The sequence below is a fragment of the Pseudomonas poae RE*1-1-14 genome (assembly GCF_000336465.1).
GTDB classification, from domain to species: Bacteria; Pseudomonadota; Gammaproteobacteria; order Pseudomonadales; family Pseudomonadaceae; genus Aquipseudomonas; species Aquipseudomonas poae.
Genome location: NC_020209.1, coordinates 1,002,622 through 1,025,871, shown reverse-complemented (window position 1 = coordinate 1,025,871; position 23,250 = coordinate 1,002,622). Strand labels below are relative to the sequence as shown.

Genomic DNA, 23,250 nt, shown 5'->3' with positions numbered 1-23,250 from the left:
CACTACATGAAAGAGATAAAAGTTGCCGTCATCGGCTCAGGAACCATGGGAAAAGGGATCGTTCAATTACTTGCGCAGAGCGAGGTAACCTCCTCTATCGTATGGATAGGTCGCTCCGAGACCGGTTGCAAAGCGGCTTACGAAAGCCTCAAGTTCAGCTGGGAGCGTATGGTTAACAAAAAAAGATTGTCTACTAAAGATGCAATATCTTTTTCAGAAAAAGTAATTGTCTCCAATGAGTATGAAGCAATCAAAAACACTGATTTAATTATTGAGGCAGTATCTGAAGATATGCTTATCAAGCATAAGATATTTCGCGATATAGCGTCCTATGCAAAAGATTCCTCAATAATAGCATCGAACACATCTTCACTATCCATCACTGAACTGGCAAGCCTCACAAAAAATCCAGAAAATGTAGTAGGCATGCACTTTTTTAATCCGGCCCCCGTGATGAAGCTGGTGGAAATCATTGTAGGTTTCTCGACCTCGAAACACACAGCCTCTTGGGCCTTCGACTTCGCCAAGACACTGCACAAAGAGCCGGTATTAGTGAATGAAGCCCCGGGCTTCATCGTCAATCGAATGTTGATTCCAATGATAAATGAAGCAATAGGAATCTTGGCTGAGGGTGTCGCGAGCGCGGAAGAAATAGACAGAGCGATGAAGTTTGGCGCCAATCATCCTATCGGGCCGCTAGCGCTGGCAGATTTGATCGGCAACGACGTCAATCTTTCAATCATGGAAACACTGCATAATGAGACCGGAGACCCGAAATATAGGGCTCATCCCTTGCTGAGAAAAATGGTAAGAGCTAATAAGCTAGGAAGAAAATCCGGCTCAGGTTTTTACAGCTACTAGGGAATCGGACTGCACAGTCCGATCATCCTCCCAGCCTTCAATAACCTGCTACGTGAACTGTAGGCCTAAGGTTCCAACCTGCGTTGCTGATAGATCCAGTCAACGATCTCACCGTCCGGCGTATAACCACTTACAGTGTCACGAAGCAGCTGCCGTACACGAGCATAGTCATCTCTCTTGACTGCGTCCAACAGCTCAGTCAACTTGGACTTCAGTACTTCCCATTCAATATGGTCCTCGTTCGCACTCATGATCATTGGGTGCTGTGTGGCAACCACATTGTCACCGATCAGAAGCTCCTCATACAGCTTCTCTCCAGGTCGAAGCCCTGTGAACTCAATAGCAATATCACCATGAGGATTTTTTTCGGAACGCAGACTGAGACCCGACAGATGAACCATTTTTTCAGCTAACTCGACTATCCGGACCGGCTCACCCATATCGAGCACAAATACATCGCCCCCCTGCCCCATAGACCCCGCCTGAATCACTAACTGAGCTGCTTCAGGGATGGTCATGAAATACCGGGTAATTTTCGGGTGTGTGACTGTTAATGGTCCCCCCAACTTGATTTGTTTATGAAACAAAGGAATCACAGAGCCCGACGACCCAAGCACATTGCCAAAACGAACCATGGTAAAACGAGTTTTGTTGACCTTGGGAGCATTAGACTCGTCTCCGAACAAAACCGGTGCGACCTCCAAACTGAGCGCTTGCAAAGTCAATTCCGCCAATCGCTTAGTACTACCCATGACATTGGTCGGACGCACAGCTTTATCAGTGGAAATCAGTACAAAGTTTGAAACTCCCGCCTGCAATGCAGCTTGCGCGGTATTCAAAGTTCCAATAACGTTATTTAAGACACCTTCAGCAATATTGTGCTCTACGATGGGTACATGCTTATAGGCCGCAGCATGATAAACGGTATCGACACGCCATGTCTTCATTACATCAATCAACTGTTCCTGATTGCGAACTGAGCCAAGGATGGGCAACACTCGAATCGGCAGCGACTCACGCACAATACGCTGCTCAATCTCTGACAAAATACAGTAAAGATTGAACTCACTGTGCTCAAACAATAGAAGAGTCTTGGGATGGAGGGCCAAGATCTGCCGACACAGCTCTGAGCCGATGGAGCCACCTGCTCCGGTCACTAAGACGTTCTGTTCAAGGATACAGCGTTCGAGCAGTTCGCCTTGGGCAGGTACCGAGTCGCGCCCTAATAGATCAGCGATATCCACCTCCTGGATATCGTCGACCTTGACGCGCCCACTTGCCAAGTCCATGAACCCCGGAATACTGCGCACGTGTAAAGGATAGCCCTCAAGAAAGCCAAGAATTTCACGGCGCCTTGCTCGATTGGCTGAGGGAATAGCCAAGAGAATCTCCTGAGCGCTTGTTGCATCAATCATCCGTTGGATATGTTTGGACTTATAAACCTGCAATCCTGCAATTACTCGATCAGAAATGCTGTCATCATCATCAATGAAGGCAACTGGCCGCATGACACGCCCCATGCGCAAAGCAGCAACTAACTGATTTCCAGCGGCGCCTGCACCATAGATAGCCACACGTGGCAAACCATCCTCACGGCTGGTGAATGGTACGTGTTGAGCCGCCGCGAACCAATCGCCAAGAAAATACTGCCTCATTGCGAGGCGCAAGCCGCCCAACATGATAAGGCTCAACCACCAGTAGTTGAATATAATGGATCGAGGGACTACATTTTGATGGTTGCTGTACCAGTATACGACCACACCAAGCACCAACGCTGAGAGACTCACCGCTTTAACAATTGCAATAAGAGCATCATTGCCGAAATACCGCATTACCGCCCTATACATACCAAATCGAATGAACAAGGGAACAGAAACTACCGGTGCGCAAATAAATAGCCATAAGTGCATCTTAACTGGATTGATCATTTCGTCCATTCCCAGACGAACTAAAAAAGCCAGCCACAGCGCAACCCAGACTAAAATAACGTCCGTAAGCACCTGCAGTATGCGTTTCTGTCGGCGAGGAAGGCTCAACAAATACGCACGTATACGATCTATAAATCCCTTGTACACTTTTTGCTCCCAGCCAAGCTTTTATTGCCAAATAACGCAGTATTATAACGAAGGAGCTACTAAACAGAAGCCTGTTGCATTACATCAGTCAGTACCTTACACGTCAGCTCAATCTCACTATTTTCTAAGGTCGGGTGCACTAAAAACATCATACTCGTTTCACCCAGCTCCCTGGCGTTCGGCAAGCGGAATGGCGGCCGTAAACCGGTATCATCAAACGCTTTCTCAAGATATACCTCCGAGCAAGAGCCGGAGAATGCAGGCACCCCGCGCGAGACTATTTCGCTGAGGATTCGATCACGGGACCATCCCTCCTTCAAGCATTCAGGCCGAACGAATACATAGCATTTATAAGCGGCGTGCACATCCCCTTTAGGGAAATCCGGCACCCTCAAGGCTGGCAAGAGACGGGCAGAATTCCATATAGCTTCAAGATTGTTCGCGCGGCTAGCTTGCCAGTCCTTCATTCTGGCCAATTGAATGCGACCAATGACAGCCTGAACCTCCATCATTCTCCAGTTGGTGCCGAAACTTTCGTGCAGCCAGCGAAAACCCGGAGGATGAGAGCTTTCATAAACAGCCTTCCAGCTCTTTCCATGGTCTTTATATGCCCACATGCGTGCCCAAAGCTCCTTGTCATTAGTCGTAACCATGCCACCCTCACCACCGGTAGTCATGATTTTGTCCTGGCAAAAGGACCAAGCCCCTATATGACCGATGGAGCCGACAGGCCTCCCTCTATAGTGAGCACCGTGAGCTTGTGCGCAGTCTTCGATTACTTTTAGACCCCGCTGCAGAGCAAGGTCCATGATTGGATCCATGTCGCAGGGCCAACCGGCTAGATGCACACAGATCAACGCCCGGGTACGAGGCGTCAAGACCGCTTCAATGGAATGAGCGGTGAAGTTCTGGGAGTCCAGATCTACGTCAGCGAATATTGGAATGGCGCCAGCGTTAACGATACTGGATACTGAAGCCAGGAAGGTTCGAGACGTTACTATTACTTCATCGCCCTTGCCTATTCCCAGTGCCTTGAGCGCAAGATCTAAGGCGACCGTGCCATTGGCAAGCGCAACCGCGTATTTGGTACCAGCCCAGACCGCGAACTCAACCTCGAATTGGCGGGATTCTTGGCCGGTCCAATAATTTACCTTATTTGAAAGGATAACATCGCGAACAGCGTTGCCCTCTTCTTCACTGAAGGAAGGCCAAGCAGAAAATGTTGTACCCAACATACACAGAATCCTAATTTTTATGCCGAAAAGGACATATTACTATAAAGTTCAATCTCATAAAAATTCATCACTATTTATTCAGGCTCCTTTGAGCCCGTAAACCGCTGCATTGTTGCTTCACCACTTGCATTAATACCTTCCCTGGCCACGACTTTCTTCAGCGTCAAAAAAACCACTCTAATGTCAAGCCAAAGGTTCCGGTTGTCAACATACCATACGTCTAGTTTAAATTTCTCCTCCCAGCTCAAAGAGTTCCTGCCATTCACCTGAGCCCATCCCGTCACACCAGGCCTGACATGATGACGGCGATATTGCTCGGCGCTATAAAGAGGGAGGTACTCCATAAGAAGCGGCCTGGGTCCAACAAGGCTCATGTCCCCTTTGAGTACATTAAAGAGGCCAGGAAGTTCATCCATACTACTGGAGCGTAGAAAGGTGCCGAACCGAGTCATGCGCATTGAGTCGGGCAAAGGTTTGCCATCACTGCCAACCGCATCACGCATCGTCCGAAACTTTAGCATCGTGAATGGCTTCGCGTTCAGCCCCGGTCTGACTTGACTAAAAAGGACGGGCGAACCAAGCTTCCGCTTGACCAACCAAGCGATTACGACCATGACCGGGGCCAATAAAAGCAGAGCACACAACGAAACTAAAAAATCTAATGAACGCTTCAACATTATCCACCTGACATATATTATACAAGCAACAATTAAAATATATTTATGAACCAGACGCTTCTACTTTTTAGAGAATAACGTGTAGCTGAAACGGGAAATCATAATTAAATCTCCATGCCTTGCAACATCGCTGCATTGACTTTTTTAACATCGTACTTAAGTTCTGCCAGCTCACGAGACTTCCTACCCAGCGTAGAAACAAGATGCGGGTTCTCAGCAAATTTCAACATGGCCGCAGTAAGCTTATCGACATTCTTGACCGGAATCAGGAACCCGTTCACACCATCAACCACAGTTTCCCGACATCCAGGAGCATCAGTTGTAATTACTGCCCGTCCCATGGCCATAGCCTCCAGAACAGTTCGAGGCGTACCCTCCCTATAAGAGGGCAGAACATAAACACTTGAGCTTGCAATGGCGGACCTTACATCTTTCAGCCGACCCAGATATTCAACTGTGCCCTCTGCAATCCACGCATCGAGTTCCTCGCGGAGAATAGCGTTAGGATTTTCATCAATCCATCCCACGATCCTGAACATCACATCTGCGCGTGTAGATTTCACCTCACGCGCTGCGCTGACAAACTCTCGGATACCCTTATCGCCCAGTAGTCGAGCAATCAGGAGAAAACTGAGATGCTCTGGAAAGGACGCAACGTTGAAATCGTTAACGTCGACACCCGAACCATTTACAATAGTCGATGGTGTATCAACCGAGATCAAGTGCAAATACCTGAAAAGAGCTTCGTCGTCCGGGTTCTGAAAGAAAACCCGTGTTGCGAAGCTCAGAGCAAGTGCGTACAGGCGTTGAACGAGTATCTTAAGCATTCCTCGAGAGCTAACAGCCTGGTTATCCTCTGACTGAAACGCATAACCCAAACCCGTAATCAGCGCGAAACGGCGCTTTATCTTCATGATCCGCGCGGCTAACAAACCATAGATAACCGGTTTGACTGTATAGGCTAATACCGAATCAGGCTTGATATCCCGCATCAGCTTACAAAGTGCAAAAAGAGTCATTAGATCGGAAAATGGGTTCATACCCACTCGTCTTAGAGGTATCTCGTGCACCACTACGCCCTTCTGCTCGAGGTGCACGCGAACATCTGAGCCAAAAGGCATATCCGGAGCGGCAACGTGAACCTCCTGTCCCTGTGCACGTAACGCATCAACTAAAGGACCACGAAAATTTATCAGTGAGTCAGCATAACTTGCGATTAAAAAAAATTTCATTTTATTGCTCAGCCAGCCATGCTTGAAACATTAGGATATCCCAGAGGTGGTGCTGCCAATTTTTTTTGCCACTCAAATGCTCCGCCCATTTATGCCTGATAGGCTCTGCATGAAAATATCCTTCGCTACGCAGCCGATCCTCGCTTAAAAGCTCCTCCGCCCAATCCCGTAGAGGCCCTCGAAGCCAGCTGTCCAGAGGAATGCCAAATCCTTGCTTCGGGCGTTCGATAAGTTCCTTGGGAACATGTCGATACAACACCTCACGCAGCAACCACTTGCCTTGCCCATTGCGAATTTTCAGATCAAGCGGCATACGCCAAGCCAGTTCGACGATTCTATGGTCAAGCAACGGCACACGCCCCTCGATGCTAGCCGCCATGGTTGCACGATCAAGCTTAACCATGATGTCATCCGACATATAGGTTTGCGCATCCATTGCCATCATCCAATGTTCAAAGCTATTGGTTTGCGGCCAGCGTGAAGAATCAGTGAAAATGGTTTTGGGCTCTTTACCATCGATCACGACGCTAGCAGGATCGGCCCAGTGACTGTTCAACCGGTGGTAGAACTCGTGACCGTCGGCGAGCTTAAGAACCTCAGACAATTTATGCGCCTTATCACCTGGCGTACTAAGATGTAAACGCCGAGGCAACAATGGCTTGAAGATATGGAACAGAGTATCCCAGCTAGAGGGCGAAAGTGACCGTAACAGCTCGGCGCTTAATTGACGGGCAAATGGCGGCAACTGCTGCATTTTCGACCAGACCTTCTTGGCGGTGAGGTACCGGTTATAACCGCCGAAGAGCTCGTCTCCCCCGTCACCACTTAATACAACCTTCAGATGCTTGCTGGCCATTTGGCTGACCAGAAACGTAGGAATCTGCGAGCTATCGCTGAACGGCTCGCAATACATCGAGGGTAGACGCGCAATCATCGCTAATGCGTCCTCAGGACGCACGTACAACTCTGTATGTTGCGTACCCAAGTGCCGGGCGACAGCCTTGGCATGTGTAGCTTCGTCATAACCGCCTTCGTCAAATCCTATAGTGAACGTAAGAACCGGCTGAGTACTTTGTGCCTGCATCATAGCTACGATTGTGCTGCTATCAACACCGCCGCTCAGAAACGCCCCCAAAGGCACATCTGCAAGCATTTGCTGGCCAATAGTGGAACGTAGTTGTGCCTCTAGTAAATCCGTCGCTTGTTCGGGGGTTCCCTGGAAGGGATTGGCGATGCCATTCGCAACTGCGTCATTGAAACGCCAATAAGCCTGAGGGACTGCGGCTTTCGCGGCAGGGAGATTGTTCAGTGCAAGCATTACGTAGTGACCAGGCTCAAGCTTCGCGATGCCTTTGTAAATACTGTAAGGCGCCGGAATGCAGTTGTGACGAAGCAACAACGCCAAAGCGTTGCGATCCACTTCCCAGATGAACTGCGGGAAAGCCTTGATAGCCTTAAGCTCTGAACCCAAAAGCAGAGTGTCGTCCTGCCAGCCATAATACAAAGGCTTTTCACCCATCCGGTCACGCGCAAGTGTCAATACTTGTTCTTGCCTATCCCACAGCGCGAAGGCAAACATCCCCACCGAAGCTTGTAAGGTCTTTTCGACTCCCCAGCGAGCAAGGCCTGTAACCAGTACCTCGGTATCAGAATTACCTCGCCATACCGGCGGCGACAACCCCTCAATGTCCAACTTCCGCCGGAGTTCGGCGTGGTTATAGATCTCGCCATTGAAAGCAATTACAAATCGTCCGCAACTGGAATACATAGGCTGGTGACCAGCCTCCGACAACTCGACAATTGCCAAGCGTCGATGCCCGAGGGCCAACCCCACATTATCGTCGACCCACACTCCACGATCGTCGGGGCCACGATGCGTAAGGGCATCGTTCATCCGGGTAATGACAGAGACCAAATCATCATTACCGGCTTGGAAAATCCCGCTAAAACCACACATCAATGAATGTCCTGATTTGAGTAAAGACTGTCATAGATTGCTTTAAATTTATGCTCTGCACATTTCATCGTGAAATTTTCAACGATCCGCTTATAGGCCCCCTGTCCCATCGCTGAGCGTTCGTCGGCAGTCAACACTGCAATCTTCGCCAAGGCCTCAGACAATGCCAGAGGGTCTTGTACTGGCACGACAAGTCCATTTTCACCCAGCAGAAAAGCAGCATCTCCGGCATCTGTCGTCACGCAAGGCAACGCCATACTCATGGCTTCGCCTAAAACATTGGGAAAGCCTTCGGTGAGAGAGTGCAGGCAAAATATATCCATCGCCTTAAAACATGCAGGGACATCACGACGCTCACCCAGAAGCACGAACCGATCAGCGTATCCAGTTGCCATAATTTCGGCCATTAGCGCCTCGTTGGCGCGATCCACGTCACGACCTACCATCAGGAACTTGACATGTGCAAATCGGGCGGCAACAAACCCGGCTGCCTTGACGAAACTGGAGTGGTCTTTAACTTTGTTATAACGTCCGAGACTACCAATAACCAAATCATCCTCATCGATACCGTGGGTCGATCGAATTGCTTCACGTTCTTGAGGTACAGCAACCAGGCGGTCCAGGTCAAACCCATTGGGAATGACAGTCATTCTGCCTGGGGAGTAGCCTACCGCGACATGCGACGCTCTCGACGCTTGCGCAGCACAGACGATGACGCTAGGCACTCTCGACGAAAACCACGCACAAAGTCTGCGAATAACGATTGTCGCCTTTCCTCCCCCTCTACTAACGTCCGTGGTTCTGATCCCCCAGATAACCGCCTTTATACCGACCCGACGTGCAGCGAGCCCGCCCAGCAAATCAGCGTGATACATCCAAGTTTGTACCACGTCAGGCTTAGTAGACCGTAAAAAACGCACAAGCTTGCTGAATGCGCTAAAAACGTCCCAGGCACCTCGCATGCCTAAGGTATCAACGGTAACACCCTGAGCACGCAACAATGAACCGACTTCGCCCAGATCCGTTAAAGAAATGACACTGTGTTCGTCATCGAAATTGGAGTTGAAAGACTCACAGAGTCGACGCAGCATTAACTCAGCGCCACCGATATTAAGACCAACAATAATATGGGTAACTTTCACCGGCCCTGCTCCTCCAGCCACGCCTGGAACATCAAAACGCTCCACAGCTTGCTTGAATAATCCGAACGTCCAGCAAGGTGCTGCGTCCAGATATACCGGATAGGCGCTGGGTGAAAATAACCTTCCTGACGTAGTCGGCTTTCGCTCAACAGATTTTCCGCCCACTCACGCAATGGTCCACGCAACCAAGAAGCGATAGGAATGGAAAATCCTTTTTTGGGACGTTCAATCAACTGCCGAGGAACATGCCGATAGAGCACTTCTCTTAATACCCACTTGCCTACACCCTGACGAATTTTCAAATGCAAGGGAATACGCCAAGCGAATTCGACAACACGATGATCTAAGAGTGGAACACGTGTTTCAAGACTATTGGCCATCGCGGCGCGATCAACCTTTACCAAGATATCGTCGACCATATAGGTTTGCGCATCCATCGCCATCATCCACTCTTCATACCTACACTTAACCAAGGGCCAGCTGGGGGGTGTATCCAACAGCGTTGCAGGCTCTTTCGCACCTCTTACCGCGATAAGGGGGTCCTTCCAGTGGCTGATCATCTGCCGATAAAAATCTTCTCGGGTAGAGGTGTGCATAATATCCACCAGCTTTTCGATCCTACCTTCCAACGGCAGAACTTTCAGGGATGACGCCGCCAACCGCCGTAAAGAGACCGGCAATTTACTGATGTAATTCCACGCCCGCGGTGTGAATTGATAAGGATTATAGCCGCCGAACAGCTCATCGCCAGCGTCACCGCTCAGAGCAACCGTGACTTGCTGTTTTGCAAGCTGGCTAACCAAAAACGTTGGAATCTGTGAGCTATCGGCAAATGGCTCACAATAAATTTCCGGCAAGTGAGGAATAACATCCAAAGCGTCTTTAGGCTGAATGTATATTTCCGTATGCTCGGTACCCAGGTGGCGGGAAACAGCCAAGGCATGTTCCGCCTCGTTAAAGCCAGCCTCACTGAAACCGATGGTGAAAGTTTTGACTGGCCGCTGACTTTGTTTCTGCATCAGCCCAACAATTAGGCTGCTGTCGACGCCGCCGCTTAAAAACGCGCCTAGTGGCACATCGGATAGCATTTGCATTCCGACACTTTCATCTAGCTGAAATTCAAGAGCGTTTACAATGGAAGTTTCGCTGCCAATCAGGGGCTGATCCAACCCCCTTACAACAGCTTCATTGTACGTCCAAAAATATGCTGGTTTAACCGACTTTCTGTTTTGGCCCAAGGCAATACTGACATATTGACCAGGCATGAGTTTTTCTATACCTTTATATATACTATAAGGGGCCGGTACATAATTATGGCGGAGGTATAAAGCTAACGCGTCCCTATCAATAGCTGCTTCGAAATCGGGATGTTGTTTAAGCGCTTTAAGCTCAGACCCGAAAACCAGAATATCACCCAACCACCCCCAATAAAGCGGCTTTTCACCCAGTCGGTCACGTGCAAGCACAAGCTTATTTTCTACACGATCCCACAAAGCGATAGCAAACATTCCCACTGTAGCTTGAAGCGTTTTCTCGACCCCCCAGCTGTTGAAGCATGCTAAAAGAGTCTCCGTGTCTGAGTGCCCGCGCCAAACAGGCGCCTCGGAATGGATTTCGAGTGATTTTCGGAGGGTCCGATGATTGTAAATTTCGCCGTTGAACGCGATCACATAACGGCCATTCGCGCTTTGCATCGGCTGATGGCCTGCGGGTGAGAGGTCCTGAATAGCCAGACGAGCATGACCTAATACAACCTGGGCATTATCAGTCCATGTTCCAGAACCGTCGGGGCCACGCTTATTTATGGCCTTAACCATCTGAACGACATGACGATCAGTTATATAGGACGGCTTCGAATGAAAGTAACCGGCTATTCCACACACTACGAAACCCTTCCCTAATTAATTTTTCAGGCAAACAGTATAAATTTACTTCTTCATTAGCGGCTTTTTTCAGCAGTCTCTCTGATCACTCTCTCCCATTCATTAAAAGCCTGATATTGGGAATATTTTTTTACAACGATATCTCTGGCATGCTGACCCGCAAGATCTCTGTCTAGCGGACTATTAATCAATGCGTTTAAAGAGCTATACCATTCAGCAGGCGTAATGGCTCCATAACCGACAAACCCATTTTTTAAAATTTCGCTATTCATACCAAAGTCAGATACAACGACCGGAACACCGCAAGCCATATAAAGTAACATCTTATAGCTGCACTTGCCTCGCGACCATTCAGTATCATCCAGTGGCATCAGCCCAATATCCATAGTGGCGATTGAGTTGACTTCATTCTCCACTGCCCACTGTACAAACTCAACCGACTCATCAGGTATTTTGTTGAAGCGCGGGTACTGATCAGAAACAATGCGCAACCTCCAACCTTGATTATCCTTAAGCACCTGAGCCAGGACATCTTCTATATCATATAAAAACTTGAAACCTCCGGACGTTCCAGACCATCCAATTATCTTGGCAACGCAATCTTTTTTTAAAGGAAAAAACCTATCAATATTAACCGGAGTGGAAATAACAGTTATTGGCTTGCCAAACCTACGAAAATAGTCGGCGATATAAGTATTTCCACAAACTATATGATCAACGTGTTTCGCAATCGCATTGGCCGCCCATCCATCTCGGCGTACCCAAATTGCGTCATCAACATCTAAAATTCGTGGTTTTTTGGTAAACCTCTCCAGAGTAGGTATCGTCGAAATCATCTCCCTCTGCAATATAACCACATCAAATTTGAAACTTTTGCAGACACCAAAAAGCCTGGAGCAAAACTCTTTGATAGCCCAAAGCAATCTTTGCTTACGCTCACTGGGCGGATAAGCACTTTCATAAGCGTTAGAGATATTGATTTTTATTTTTTTTTCTTTTAATCCACATTTTAAATAGTCCACTCTAAACCGTGTACTTGGCACCTTTTCGCCCTGCGTGAATGCCATAACCGAAATTTCTTTTTTCATAAATTTAACCCTAGCCCTTGTGAAATTGGTTTTTTGAAAAAAATAACAAAACAAAAATCACAATCACAAAGACCTTAATAAAGAACCATAACGAAGGCAAAAAATTATCCGAAAACAATGACAGGACAATCGCCGAATATAAGTAAGCCGAAATAACCATGTAGAAAACGTGGCCTTGCTTAGCCTTCAAATAAGCATAGGTTGAAGCTGCGGAATATAGTGCTATGAAAAAAACTACACCCATAACACCAAATCCAGGAAAAATGGAGAAATACAAACTATAAACATTACCATCTAATCCATCACCGTACAAATTAAACTCGGCGTGCATGGCTGAAGGCGTGCATAACTGAAACATGGACAGTAAGTGACAAACCGATATAAAGGGGCTCCAATTTTCGAAGACTTGAACGGCACCATCAAAATACAGTGAAAACAGGATTGGCCCTTGCAGGGCATAACTTGCTACATGCTTTAGCATTATAAAAATAATTTCGCCCAAACTTTCATCTGAGCTAACATTAATTTTATTTGTTGCGATAGCGCCAACAAATAAAATTATCAAAAGCAACAACCCCAAGTACACCATTATCTTAATAGGAAGTTTTTTATTTACAACTCGATAAATAAATACCAAGCCTAACAACATCTGAACCAACCCAGCCCTGCCGCTACCAACTAAGATTAGAGCACACCATGGTAAAGCGATTACAAGATACTTCAGCCATCCTATTCTTCTCTGAGCCAAGGCTATTGTGAATAACGGAATTATTACCAGCCCTAGAAGCAGATAGTTTGCTGTTAGACGGCCAAATATTGACTCTCCAGCGACCGTCATTGCCCTTGCGTTATATGATATTTGCTCAAAGTCAGAACCGAGCGCAGATAAATCACTGTAAGCAACCGGTAAAACCAGAAGATGCGAAAAAGCAAAAAGGAAAAATAAACCATTAAAATTAAGTGTGCGATAAAAAAAACCTTCGTACACGAAATTCTTGGCAAAAAAGGTTATACAAATAGAGACCGCACTAAATATCATACCACCCAAAATAAAAATCAGCAGCGCCTCAGACTCAACGGCATAAAAACCTAATAAAGGAGTGAAGGCTATTAAGCATAATCCAACACCCCAAATAGCAGGAAATATAAAAGATGGATGGAACGCATCTTTTATAGTTACACGCGATATAGTTGCGACTATCAATAGAGTAAAGCCTGCTATAAAGCTATACATATCGCCTCAACCTCTGATAAACAGTCGACAAAACCCCACAACCTGACACCTACTTCTTCACTCGATAGGAATCAACAAGATAAAAAACAAAGCCCACGGGCAGCGCACAAATCATCAACAGCGAGGACTTATAACTTGGAAAAATTATTTCCACTTTTTTTGTCCTTAGGGCAAATCGAACGTAATTAATAGCCGACTTAAACCTATAAACGAGCCCCCTCAGCACCTTAAACTCTTCAAGGTACACCATGCTGGTGCCACGAGGATTGTTAACTCTGACTCGCACCGAGGACTGCGTAAGCCCGTCACTGCGATAAACCTTTACGCATAACTTTTCATTAACAAATCTAGCAGAATAGGCAAGTGATATTCTATTCCAAACGATGCTTTCCGCAATAAATCGCTCACCTTCGATGATTGGAAATTTATATTGCTTCAATATATCTGTGACATTAACGCCCCACTTATCTCCAGTGGAACGGTATTGCCGCTGCAGGTCAGGATCAGCAACATCACATATATAATTTGGATACTCGTGACCTAAAACATTATGATTATCGTCCATGCATAAAACTGAAAGCGTTGAGAACTGCTCTCTCTGCAATGGGCTAATATCCTCCCAATAAAACTTCAATCGTTCCAGAGCTGTGCTAACGCACCTATCATCAGAATCAAAAACCAAAAACAAATAGCCTTTTGCATTCTCGACCGCATTATTATGCGCCGCGTGCTTACCTTTGTTATTTTGATAAATGTAACGAATATTTAACTTTTTCTCTTGCATCCATTCTTCGACAAGTAATCGCGTTCCATCGGTGGAACCATCATCTATAATAAGCCACTCGAAATCTTGAAAGGTTTGAGCCTTAAGCGACTCATACACATGACTCAAAATATACGCTCTATTATATGTCGGCGTAAACACTGTAAAATATGGCAAAATCCCCCCTAACACTCAGTGATTATTTTTTTAAAAATACTGGAACATTGGCAATCAAATATCGCGCATTAAACACTAGTAACACAGCTATATAGGCCGCACCACCCAAAATGACCTTTAAGAAAAAGGAAAATAAAGAAAGCTCAAGATTAATGCTACTTACAATTACAGCCATAACGACCACAGCAAGTATGACTTGCGCCGCATTTTTATAGGGGAGGCGCGGCATGGCAAATACATGCAACCCTAGAATCCAGCTTAGTATCAAGGAAACAAGAAAAGCGATCACCGTCGAAATCGCTGCGCCTGTAGCACCATACGCAGCAATTAAGAAGTAGTTGAAGACAACATTCACGATCGCACTTACGAACACAATACCCATCTGCATTCGAGTAGATCCTGACAACTGAAATGCATAATCGAAGTAATATGATTTCATTGTACTTAAAAACATAGCCAACGCGATCCAAGGTATGATTACAGTAGCGCCCACTCTAAACTTATCTCCGAGTATAGAATATGCTATATCAGGGGCGGTCAACGCCATCCCTGCCGACAATGGTACAGCAACCGCAAAAACTAATGAAAAAGTCTGTCGTAGTTTTAAACCCGCCGCCAGCAAGCCTTCTTTAGCCAATGCATTTATCACCAATGGCAGGGCAGCCAAATGGACGACGGATGTCAGCATGCCGATTGAATACTGGCTCAGCTCATACGATGCTGAATATACGCCAACAGCCTCAACACCCACCATGCGCTCGATAAAAAACCTATCAGATGCATCAATGATAAATATCAGGAGGTAAGTAACCGTTAACGGAGCGCCGTAAGCGAATAATTTACCCAAGTAACCCCTGTCAATATAAAACCAAGGTAAGCCATTCCATATCTGCCTGCTGATTATGCAAGCCATCATTGAACCCACTATAATAGAGACCAATATACCTGCGACACCAAAGCCCAGGTAAGCTGCAAGCACAGATAAAAAAAAGCCAACCGCACTTTTTACAATGAGTACCTTCCCATAATCAAAAGGTTTTAATGACGTATTTAAAATTTTTAAGTTAAGTTCATGCCAACCTTGAACCGCAAATAAAAAACCGACAACCCAGAATATTATTGAAAATTTTGAAAACCCACCTAGGGCTGCGCAACCAAGTGACAAAACAATAACAACAACAAAAACAGTAAATGAAATCGATTTTGCAGTCGTTAGCAGCCTATTTTCATCCTCTTTGTCACCTGCGGCAGGAAGATACCTGCCGACGCCCAAGCTTAACCATTGTAGTAATACCGCATTACCGACACCAGCAACCAAGATAGTGAGCGAATAAACTCCGTACTCAGCAGGCGTCAAAATACGCGTAAAAATCACCAACCCCGAAAGAGACAATATTGCTGGTATCAACTTTACGACCAGATAAGCGGCCCCGTGTTTTGCTAGCAACTTGTTGCCCCCTATCTACCATTTATACGTACATATAGTCAAAAATAACTTTAACTCAAAAACTGTACGTACCATGGCATAGCTTTTTCAACACCCTCAACGATGTTAAAATGCGGCTCATACTGAAGTTTATTTTTTATTTTGCTGATATCTGCTTGCGAATGGCGAACGTCCCCCGCTCGAAAATCCCGATACACTGGTGGCTTATCATATTTAATCCCATTTTTCGCCAATGCGTCACGTAGAGAAGTAAACAGCATATTTAGATCTGTTCGACCGCTGACTGCAACGTTGTAAACCTGATTACGTGAGGTCGAATCTGTAGTGGTGGCAGCTAACAAGTTAGCTTGGACGGTATTTTCGATAAAACAAAAATCCCGACTCGTTTGGCCATCGCCATTGATAAAAACGTCTTCGTCATTGATCATGGAGGCAGCCCATTTGGGTATCACTGCTGCATATGCTCCCTCAGGGTCTTGACGCTTACCGAAAACATTAAAATACCGAAGACCAATAGTATCAAAGCCATAACACTTTGCGAAAACATCAGCGTAGAGCTCGTTGACATATTTGGTAACTGCGTATGGGGAGAGTGGTTTGCCAATAACGTCTTCCACTTTCGGCAAACCCGGGTGATCTCCGTAAGTAGAACTACTGGCAGCGTAAGTGAAACTTTTTACTTGCGCATCCCTGGCCGCCACCAACATGTTAAGGAAGCCATCAATATTGGTAGCATTTGTAGCGATTGGGTCATTGAGGGAACGTGGTACCGACCCAAGCGCCGCCTGGTGCAATACGTAATCCACCCCTCCACATGCGCGCTGACAGTCATCCAATACCTTGATATCACCTTCGATGAAGCTAAAACGAGCCCACTGCTGCGCAGCGACCGTACCTTTAACCTCATCGAGATTGCGCTGATGGCCCGTCGCAAAGTTGTCAAGGCCGACAACAACTTGATTCAGACCAAGCAAGGTCTCCAATAAATTGGAGCCAATAAATCCAGCCACCCCAGTGATCAACCACGTTTTAGGTGAGGTCTTGAGTGTTTCCAGGAGCGTTTCATAGCGGGACATAAATTGGCTCTTCGTTTATTGAAAAATAGAACACATAAATAAAATTACAAACGAATATCAGACTCTTCACGACTCAGCAGATATTTTAGATCGTAAAGAACATGCTCAGACTTACCAAACTTGCGAATTTTTTCAGCGCCCAGTGCCTTGAATTCATTATGTGCAACGGCCAGCACAATACCGTCATAGACATCAGTGCCCGGTTCGGCAATAGGCGTTATGCCATATTCACGGTTGGCCTCTTCAGGGCTGACCCATGGATCATAAATATCCACTGCAATATTGTACTCTTTCAACTCATTGACAATATCCACGATTCGCGTGTTACGCAGGTCCGGGCAGTTCTCCTTGAACGCCAGGCCCATAATCAGTACACGAGCGCCATCGACATGAATACGGCGCTTAACCATCGTTTTTACCAACTGGGAGACCACATACGCGCCCATTCCGTCATTGAGACGACGACCCGCGAGAATGATTTCGGGGTGATAGCCGATGGACTGAGCCTTGTGAGTCAAGTAGTAGGGGTCGACGCCGATGCAGTGACCGCCCACCAAGCCAGGCCGAAATGGCAGGAAATTCCATTTCGTACCCGCAGCCTGGAGCACTGACTCCGTATCAATACCCATTTTATTGAAAATAATGGCCAATTCATTGATTAGAGCGATGTTTAAGTCGCGCTGTGTGTTTTCAATAACCTTTGCAGCTTCGGCAACTTTAATGCTGCTTGCCTTGTGCGTGCCCGCAATAATGATCTGGTTGTAAAGAGCATCCACTAGGTCAGCGATCTCAGGTGTAGATCCGGAAGTCACCTTCTTGATCGTAGTGACACGATGCTCCTTGTCTCCCGGATTAATACGCTCAGGGCTGTATCCGGCAAAAAAATCGACGTTGAATTTTAATCCTGAAAACTTCTCAAGTATGGGCACACAGTCTTCTTCGGTTGCGCCGGGATAGACGGTCGACTCATAAATAACCAAGTCGCCTTTCTTCAGTACCTTACCGATACTTTCTGACGCTTTGATCAGTGGAGTAAGGTCTGGCTGGTTGTACTCATCAATCGGCGTAGGCACTGTCACGACGAACGTATTGCAGCTGGACAATTCGTCCAGATTAAAACTGAAGCTGAGCTTACCGGCCTGCTTCAACTCCTCATCGCTCACTTCCAACGTGGCGTCGTGCCCTGCTCTCAGGGCCTCGATACGCGGCTGGTTGATGTCAAACCCAACCACCGTCCGATGCTTGCCAAACTCCACCGCAAGGGGCAAGCCAACATATCCAAGACCTATAATGGCGAGCTTAATATCTTCCAGTTTTTGCATAATCAAAGCCTAATAAAAAATAAAATTTCACTGAACCATCTTCAGCACTGAATACTTCAACATCCTGTGAATCAAGACCTCTGACAACAGGCTTCGCAGGCCTATCTCACCCATCGGCGAGAAATCCCAACGACTTGCTGACACTCTTTGCGCGCCAGCTGGGCGTCACGGCAACATCGTGAACGCCACAGCTAATATCACTATGCCATGCCCGCACCCGGACGGTTTCGTCGAGTTTAGCCTTTCAAGTGCAATTCGCTGCAAAAAACTTCGTAATTGCTCCATACGCCAGAGCGAAGACGCGTGGCAAGCATACTACGAGATGACTCACCAAATAAGCGTTGGCGCTACATTAACTTCACCATATGAATCCGCCAAAGCCAGATCTGCTACCAGCGGCCCGAATGCGTGATCGTTTTGGTCTCAGATCAGCAAGTCAACGCCTTGAGCCAGAGCGCGTGATAGCCCTGATGCCAGCTCACCGCTCAATTTTTGCTGGCTCTGCGATCACGGCATGCTGTGAGTGCGCCGCTCTATCAACTGCGGCATTGCGCCTAATTAACAGCAGTGAACGCGCCAGGGCGATCAAAACACCGAGGACTCCACCCAAAATCAGACCGGACAGCAGAATAAGAACTTTTTTCGGTTTAATCGGCTTAATCGGCTCGAGCGCCAGCTTATCTATGACGACCAATTTCAACTGCGCCATATCAAGATTCAGACTACGGAGCCGGGCCTGCTCACCCCGAAGAGGCGCAACATTACTTAAAAACAGATCTTCGTTCTTACGATTATTCAGCAACTCAATCTCGCGATTAGACTGCAGCAATTGAAGGTCCTTGGCGATTTGCGCGATACGGACATCGGTAAAGTCATCACTCTTGCGCTGTAGCAGAGCGCTACGCTCTGCCTCCAGCGCCTCGACCCCCATGAAGTACAGAGGGACTTGCTGATTATTGATTTCGGTACGAATCACGTTGGATGACCGATTATTGGTTTTATCACCTAATGACGAAAGCGTAGATGGTTTTTGTATTCCAAGTGATTTAGCAATTGCAATGGACTCACCCAACAAAGCCAGTCGATCGCTACGAACGGCCGTTAGCTGAGCGCGCAACGCCTTGAGCTCATCTTGCAATTGAGCACGATGAAGCACATCTTTCTCGGCCAACTTTGCAATCTTGGCCTCTTTATCCATTTCGTAACTTGAGCGAGCCGCGCTTAACTTTCCTTCAATTTCCGTTAATCGATTTTTAACAATCACACTCAAGTCAGCAGCAATCTGTTGCCGCTCCGCATTAATTGCGTATTCGATAAACCCATTGAGAATAGAGACCCCGTCTACTCCCTTGGGATAGGTCATTTCAAGCTTAATGTAGTTGCTTAGTGCGTCCGCTTTCTTGGGATCCGGAACTTCAAGATTTATTGAATTTTTGTTGAATTCCTCAAAACTCTGCTCCAATGTTCTCCCTGGGCGCGAGAAAGCCTTGAACAGATTTTGATGCGAGCGAAAGAAACCAAGACGAATATCGTAAGACTCAAGCGCCTCCCCCACTTTAATCAACGCTTGCGCCGGTGGAAGCGTATAAACTTCAGACCTATTCAAAGCGTCCAACTCGTTAATTGCGGCAGGGCGCAGCATGCTGGTCACTTGATACTCTGGCGTAACTAAAAAGGCGTAAACGGCCGACAGAGCGCCGACAAGCACAACGACAGCAAAAATTAGAACCTTATTTTGCCACAGCCCCTGAAAAAGCATTTCAAGGCCAAATTTTCCCGCAAGATGCACCGGGGTGACGCGAAGACTACTACTCACAACAAAAACCTGCCTTCAAGAAGAAACTGCGGGCTCGTTATGCAGACAAAATGTGTTTTTTCTAATTGGATGATCGCCTGAACCGAGCGTCTCTGCCAAATTCCGAGCGCACAAACTGCCTGTTATCGAGAACAGATTTCATTTTGCCATCTCTTTGGTTTATTACAAGCCTTGACATGTCTGTAGGTCTTTACTTACAAAGCCGGGCAAATCTCTATCAGTTATGCTGAGCGACAAGGAGGCGTAGGGAAAATTTCAGATCTGAAGATGGCAACCAATGATTTAACGGAATGCCAGCCATTGAAGCACTCTCAATTAGAAAAAAGACTGAGCACTTGAGCATTTCCACGAGCGACATTTTCTGACAGACGGTCCTAAAATCCTTTACTCAGACCAGCCCAAAGAAGCGAGAGTACGCTTCAGCTTCGCCTCTCTGCGACAGAGACACGATCACGACGACCTACCACAACACCCAGCAACGGCCCTACCAACATCCCTACAATCAACGCCACCACCACAAACACCGAAACCGGCAGCTCCCCAGTAGCCTGCCCCAGAAACGAAAGCGATACGCCCTGCTGATTTTCCAATACAAACGCCAGCACTACCAAAGCAACAATCAGCACTGCAAACACCGCAACAACGCGTTTAACCCCACGCATAACCTTCTCCTACTCCAAAAACACTCAGACGCCCTCTTCCTCTTCTTCGTTCACCCGGTCGCGCAACTCTTTGCCCGGCTTGAAGTGAGGGACGAATTTACCGTCAAGGCTGACGGATTGGCCTGTCTTTGGATTGCGGCCAACGCGGGGGGCACGGTAGTGCAGGGAGAAACTGCCGAAGCCACGGATCTCGATGCGATCTCCGGTAGCCAGGCACTGGGACATTTGCTCAAGCATGGTCTTGATAGCCAGCTCAACATCCTTGGATGAGAGCAGCCCCTGATGGGTGACAATTCGTTCGATCAACTCCGACTTCGTCATATTTTTCCCTTCTTTTTCAAGCAGCTAGGAAAAGCGCTTCGAAGGTTTTAGCATGACTTGATGAATTTGAACAGCCTATACAATAACTTATGTGCAGGTTAATCCGAGACCACACGTGAGCTTATTTACAGATCACCAGCATGGTTCGAGTGACTGCACCGGCAGGATTCCAACCGAACAAGTAATCGCCCTCCTCATCCTTAGCATCGCTGGACCGCGTGACCACCTTATAGCCCTGCATCTTGCATTCGCGAGCAGCGCGCTTCTCGCACTTCTCCCAATTACCGCCAAGGCCAGAGCAGTCGATCTCTATCCCACTCACGCCGCGCTTGACGTGCGTTTTTGCGCTGGTGACGGAACATCCTGACAGCACCACCAATACGAGCACCACAATAAGCTTGTTCATTCAAGTCCTTACTGAAACAAAACGCCGAGAGCGCTTTTACAATGACTATAGCCAGTTCTGACAACGACCTGTAGACCAGAGCCCTCCAAGGATGATTCAACGAATTTCAGGCACAAAAAAGGGCGACCGAAGTCGCCCCTTTTCTATGGTCTGACAGAACTTAGTTCTGTTTTTCCATTTGTGCACGCAACAGGTCGCCCAGAGTGGTAGGACCAGCAGCGATGCTATCCGAAGGCTTGTCTTTCAAGCTCTGGATGGCTTCTTTCTCTTCAGCATCGTCTTTCGACTTGATGGAGAGCTGGATTACACGGCTCTTGCGGTCAACGCTGATTATCTTGGCTTCTACTTCCTGGCCTTCTTTCAGAACGTTGCGCGCGTCTTCAACGCGGTCACGGCTGATTTCGGAGGCTTTCAGAGTCGCTTCAATATCGTCGGCCAACGTGATGATGGCGCCTTTAGCGTCAACTTCTTTCACGATGCCTTTAACGATGGCGCCTTTGTCGTTGTCCTGAACGAATTCAGAGAACGGATCGCTTTCCAGTTGCTTGATACCCAGGGAGATGCGCTCGCGCTCTGGATCAACCGACAGGATAACGGTGTCCAGCTCGTCGCCCTTCTTGAAACGACGAACAGCTTCTTCGCCGACTTCGTTCCAGGAGATGTCGGACAGGTGAACAAGGCCGTCGATGCCGCCGTCCAGACCAATGAAGATACCGAAATCGGTGATCGACTTGATGGTGCCGGAGATTTTATCGCCCTTGTTGAACTGGCCGGAGAAATCTTCCCATGGGTTGGATTTGCACTGCTTGATACCCAGGGAGATACGACGACGCTCTTCGTCGATGTCCAGAACCATAACTTCCACTTCGTCGCCGACTTGTACGACTTTCGAAGGGTGGATGTTCTTGTTGGTCCAGTCCATTTCGGAAACGTGTACCAGGCCTTCCACGCCTTCTTCCAGCTCAGCGAAGCAGCCGTAGTCGGTCAGGTTGGTTACACGCGCGGTAACGCGAGTGCTTTCCGGGTAACGAGCTTTGATAGCAACCCATGGATCTTCACCCAGTTGCTTCAGGCCCAGGGAAACACGGTTGCGTTCGCGATCGTATTTCAGAACCTTGACATCGATCTCGTCGCCAACGTTGACGATTTCGGAAGGATGCTTGATACGCTTCCAGGCCATGTCGGTAATGTGCAGCAAGCCATCGACGCCACCCAGATCGACGAATGCGCCGTAATCGGTGAGGTTTTTGACGATACCTTTGACTTGTTGGCCTTCCTGCAGGGATTCCAGCAGAGCTTCACGCTCGGCGGAGTTCTCTGCTTCCAGGACGCTACGACGGGAAACGACAACGTTGTTGCGCTTCTGATCGAGCTTGATGACCTTGAATTCGAGTTCCTTGCCTTCCAGGTGCGTGGTGTCGCGCACTGGACGGACGTCGACCAAAGAACCTGGCAGGAACGCACGGATGCCGTTAACGTCGACAGTGAAGCCGCCTTTAACCTTACCGTTGATAACGCCCTTGACCACTTCTTCAGCTGCGAAGGCTGCTTCGAGAACAATCCAGCATTCAGCGCGCTTGGCTTTTTCACGGGACAGCTTGGTTTCACCGAAACCGTCTTCAACCGAGTCCAGAGCAACGTGAACTTCGTCACCGACGTTGATGTTCAGCTCGCCAGCATCGTTGTAGAACTGTTCCAGCGGGATCAGAGCTTCAGACTTCAGACCAGCGTGAACGGTTACCCAACGAGCTTGGTAATCGATATCAACGATAACACCGGTGATGATGGAGCCTGCCTGAAGGTTCAGGGTTTTTAGGCTTTCTTCAAAGAGTTCCGCAAAGCTTTCGCTCATTTTAATTCCTGTTGATAAGGGCGA

The 23,250-nt window shown here is 47.5% G+C and carries 19 protein-coding genes; 1 reads left to right on the top strand and 18 read right to left on the bottom strand.

What is annotated here, in order from left to right; genetic code table 11:
- Positions 1–6: 6 nt before the first annotated feature.
- Positions 7–861, top strand: coding sequence for a 3-hydroxyacyl-CoA dehydrogenase family protein (locus H045_RS04705; RefSeq protein WP_015371582.1), 855 nt, complete (start codon positions 7–9; stop codon positions 859–861).
- Positions 862–926: 65 nt separating this feature from the next.
- Here the strand turns inward: H045_RS04705 and H045_RS04700 are convergent, their stop codons facing one another.
- The 18 genes from H045_RS04700 to rpsA form a co-directional block, all read right to left on the bottom strand.
- The gene (locus H045_RS04700; protein ID WP_041931593.1) at positions 927–2,921 is read right to left on the bottom strand and encodes a polysaccharide biosynthesis protein; all 1,995 of its coding nucleotides are present in this window, start codon (positions 2,919–2,921) and stop codon (positions 927–929) included.
- A 74-nt stretch (positions 2,922–2,995) separates the two neighbouring features.
- Positions 2,996–4,171 carry a DegT/DnrJ/EryC1/StrS family aminotransferase gene (locus H045_RS04695; RefSeq protein WP_015371580.1) on the bottom strand — a complete coding sequence of 392 codons (1,176 nt, stop codon included), beginning with the start codon at positions 4,169–4,171 and terminating at the stop codon, positions 2,996–2,998.
- A gap of 74 nt (positions 4,172–4,245) precedes the next feature.
- The gene (locus H045_RS04690) at positions 4,246–4,848 is read right to left on the bottom strand and encodes a sugar transferase (RefSeq protein WP_015371579.1); all 603 of its coding nucleotides are present in this window, start codon (positions 4,846–4,848) and stop codon (positions 4,246–4,248) included.
- 104 nt (positions 4,849–4,952) lie between these two features.
- A complete protein-coding gene (locus H045_RS04685) occupies positions 4,953–6,080 on the bottom strand; it encodes a glycosyltransferase family 4 protein (RefSeq protein WP_041931439.1) in 1,128 nt (375 codons plus the stop codon).
- A 1-nt stretch (position 6,081) separates the two neighbouring features.
- The gene (gene asnB, locus H045_RS04680) at positions 6,082–8,037 is read right to left on the bottom strand and encodes an asparagine synthase (glutamine-hydrolyzing) (RefSeq protein WP_015371577.1); all 1,956 of its coding nucleotides are present in this window, start codon (positions 8,035–8,037) and stop codon (positions 6,082–6,084) included.
- Complete coding sequence (locus tag H045_RS04675; RefSeq protein WP_015371576.1) at positions 8,037–9,179, bottom strand: glycosyltransferase family 4 protein; 1,143 nt, start codon at positions 9,177–9,179, stop codon at positions 8,037–8,039. Before H045_RS04675 ends, asnB (H045_RS04680) begins: the two co-directional genes overlap by 1 nt.
- Positions 9,176–11,062: an asparagine synthase (glutamine-hydrolyzing) gene (asnB, locus tag H045_RS04670; protein ID WP_041931438.1), complete on the bottom strand. Its 1,887-nt coding sequence runs from the start codon at positions 11,060–11,062 to the stop codon at positions 9,176–9,178. The genes H045_RS04675 and asnB (H045_RS04670) overlap by 4 nt, the downstream gene beginning before the upstream one ends.
- A gap of 56 nt (positions 11,063–11,118) precedes the next feature.
- Positions 11,119–12,150, bottom strand: coding sequence for a glycosyltransferase family 4 protein (locus H045_RS25350; RefSeq protein ID WP_208597734.1), 1,032 nt, complete (start codon positions 12,148–12,150; stop codon positions 11,119–11,121).
- 10 nt (positions 12,151–12,160) lie between these two features.
- The gene (locus H045_RS04660; protein ID WP_015371573.1) at positions 12,161–13,384 is read right to left on the bottom strand and encodes an O-antigen polymerase; all 1,224 of its coding nucleotides are present in this window, start codon (positions 13,382–13,384) and stop codon (positions 12,161–12,163) included.
- Between the two features lie 49 nt (positions 13,385–13,433).
- A complete protein-coding gene (locus H045_RS04655) occupies positions 13,434–14,267 on the bottom strand; it encodes a glycosyltransferase family A protein (RefSeq protein ID WP_244159691.1) in 834 nt (277 codons plus the stop codon).
- Between the two features lie 79 nt (positions 14,268–14,346).
- Positions 14,347–15,771: a lipopolysaccharide biosynthesis protein gene (locus H045_RS04650; protein WP_041931436.1), complete on the bottom strand. Its 1,425-nt coding sequence runs from the start codon at positions 15,769–15,771 to the stop codon at positions 14,347–14,349.
- Between the two features lie 50 nt (positions 15,772–15,821).
- Complete coding sequence (locus H045_RS04645; RefSeq protein WP_015371570.1) at positions 15,822–16,847, bottom strand: NAD-dependent epimerase/dehydratase family protein; 1,026 nt, start codon at positions 16,845–16,847, stop codon at positions 15,822–15,824.
- Positions 16,848–16,891: 44 nt separating this feature from the next.
- Complete coding sequence (tviB, locus tag H045_RS04640; protein WP_015371569.1) at positions 16,892–18,169, bottom strand: Vi polysaccharide biosynthesis UDP-N-acetylglucosamine C-6 dehydrogenase TviB; 1,278 nt, start codon at positions 18,167–18,169, stop codon at positions 16,892–16,894.
- A 478-nt stretch (positions 18,170–18,647) separates the two neighbouring features.
- Positions 18,648–19,985, bottom strand: coding sequence for a Wzz/FepE/Etk N-terminal domain-containing protein (locus H045_RS04635; RefSeq protein ID WP_414860459.1), 1,338 nt, complete (start codon positions 19,983–19,985; stop codon positions 18,648–18,650).
- A 419-nt stretch (positions 19,986–20,404) separates the two neighbouring features.
- Positions 20,405–20,647 (bottom strand): lipopolysaccharide assembly protein LapA domain-containing protein, encoded by a 243-nt coding sequence (locus H045_RS04630; protein ID WP_015371567.1) that lies wholly within the window; start codon positions 20,645–20,647, stop codon positions 20,405–20,407.
- 24 nt (positions 20,648–20,671) lie between these two features.
- Positions 20,672–20,968 carry an integration host factor subunit beta gene (gene ihfB / locus H045_RS04625; RefSeq protein WP_003189779.1) on the bottom strand — a complete coding sequence of 99 codons (297 nt, stop codon included), beginning with the start codon at positions 20,966–20,968 and terminating at the stop codon, positions 20,672–20,674.
- A 121-nt stretch (positions 20,969–21,089) separates the two neighbouring features.
- Positions 21,090–21,374, bottom strand: a complete 285-nt coding sequence (locus H045_RS04620; RefSeq protein WP_003235363.1) for a hypothetical protein — start codon at positions 21,372–21,374, stop codon at positions 21,090–21,092.
- A 160-nt stretch (positions 21,375–21,534) separates the two neighbouring features.
- Complete coding sequence (gene rpsA / locus H045_RS04615) at positions 21,535–23,226, bottom strand: 30S ribosomal protein S1 (RefSeq protein WP_003235361.1); 1,692 nt, start codon at positions 23,224–23,226, stop codon at positions 21,535–21,537.
- Between the last annotated feature and the right edge of the window lie 24 nt (positions 23,227–23,250).